2 pseudogenes are annotated in these 2,021 nt (G+C 63.4%); both read left to right on the top strand.

The annotated features are described in order from the left end of the window. Positions 1-790 (top strand): annotated as a pseudogene (locus EOA38_RS34915) (DNA-directed RNA polymerase subunit beta); the annotation flags it as partial. A 132-nt stretch (positions 791-922) separates the two neighbouring features. Continuing rightward, positions 923-2,021, top strand: a pseudogene (locus EOA38_RS34910) (DNA-directed RNA polymerase subunit beta'); the annotation flags it as partial.

Raw genomic sequence — 2,021 nt, 5'->3', positions numbered from 1 at the left:
TGCCGATATCGTGCTCAACCCGCTGGGTGTGCCGAGCCGCATGAATGTCGGCCAGATCCTGGAGACGCATCTGGGCTGGGCCTGCGCCGGCATGGGCCGGAAGATCGGCGAGCTGATCGACGCCTACAAGGCGGGCGGCGACATCAAGCCGCTGCGCAAGACGCTGGAAAGCTTCATGCCTTCCAACGACCGCAACGAGCCGATCCGCGAGTATGACGACGAGAGCATCATTCGCCTCAGCGAGCAGATGCGCCGCGGCGTCTCCATCGCGACCCCGGTGTTCGACGGCGCGCACGAGGCCGACATCAACACCATGCTGGAGCAGGCGGGCCTGCACACCAGCGGTCAGTCGCAGCTTTATGACGGCCGCACCGGCGAGCCGTTCGATCGCAAGGTGACGATGGGCTACATCTATATGCTCAAGCTTCACCACCTGGTGGACGACAAGATCCACGCGCGCTCGATCGGTCCGTACTCGCTCGTCACCCAGCAGCCGCTGGGCGGCAAGGCGCAGTTCGGCGGCCAGCGCTTCGGCGAAATGGAGGTCTGGGCGCTGGAAGCTTATGGCGCCGCCTACACGCTGCAGGAAATGCTGACGGTGAAGTCGGACGACGTCGCCGGCCGCACCAAGGTCTACGAGGCGATCGTCAGAGGCGACGACACGTTCGAGGCCGGCATCCCCGAGAGCTTCAACGTTCTCGTCAAGGAAATGCGGTCTCTCGGCCTCAATGTCGAACTGGAAAACACCAAGGTCGACGAAGCCGTGCGGCTGCCCGACGCAGCCGAATAAGGCAATGGCGCGCCGCTAGCCAAGAAGCGGCGCGCCCCTCAAATTCTTCGGCCGGTCAGGCCGGCCAGTCTGCGGGCATTCGGCCCGCGTTCGATGCAAGGGGTTTTCGAGGACCCCGAAAAGGAGAACGGCATGAACCAAGAGGTCATGAATCTCTTCAACCCCCAGGCGCCTGCGCAGGTGTTCGATTCCATCCGGATCTCGCTCGCCAGCCCTGAGAAGATTCTGTCCTGGTCGTTCGGCGAGATCAAAAAGCCGGAGACCATCAACTACCGCACCTTCAAGCCGGAGCGTGACGGTCTGTTCTGCGCGCGCATTTTTGGCCCGATCAAGGACTACGAGTGCCTGTGCGGCAAGTACAAGCGCATGAAGTACAAGGGCGTCATCTGCGAGAAGTGCGGCGTCGAAGTCACGCTGTCGCGCGTCCGCCGCGAGCGCATGGGCCATATCGAGCTCGCCGCGCCCGTCGCCCATATCTGGTTCCTGAAGTCGCTGCCCTCGCGCATCGGCACGCTGCTCGACATGACGCTGAAGGACATCGAGCGCGTCCTATACTTCGAGAACTACATCGTCACCGAGCCGGGCCTCACCGCGCTGAAGGAGCACCAGCTGCTCAGCGAGGAAGAGTACATGCTGGCCGTCGACGAATATGGCGAGGATTCCTTCACCGCCATGATCGGCGCCGAAGCCATCCATGACCTGCTTGCCGGCATGGACCTGGAGAAGATCGCCGGCGACCTGCGCTCGGAGCTGGCTTCGACCACGTCCGAGCTGAAGCAGAAGAAACTGCTCAAGCGGCTCAAGGTCGTCGAGAACTTCATGGAATCCGGCAACCGTCCGGAATGGATGATCATGAAGGTGGTTCCGGTGATCCCGCCGGACCTGCGTCCGCTGGTTCCCCTGGACGGCGGCCGTTTCGCCACGTCCGACCTCAACGACCTCTATCGCCGCGTCATCAACCGCAACAACCGCCTGAAGCGGCTGATCGAACTGCGCGCGCCGGGCATCATCGTGCGCAACGAGAAGCGCATGCTGCAGGAGGCCGTCGATGCGCTCTTCGACAACGGCCGCCGCGGCCGCGTCATCACCGGCGCCAACAAGCGTCCGCTGAAGTCGCTGTCGGACATGCTGAAGGGCAAGCAGGGCCGGTTCCGCCAGAACCTGCTCGGCAAGCGCGTCGACTATTCCGGCCGCTCGGTCATTGTGACCGGCCCGGAGCTCAAGCTGCATC

Origin of the sequence: Mesorhizobium sp. M1E.F.Ca.ET.041.01.1.1, assembly GCF_003997355.1 — a bacterium.
Classification (GTDB): domain Bacteria; phylum Pseudomonadota; class Alphaproteobacteria; order Rhizobiales; family Rhizobiaceae; genus Mesorhizobium.
Note: the sequence above shows the minus strand (reverse complement) of the source record. Positions and strands in the feature narration are given on the sequence as shown.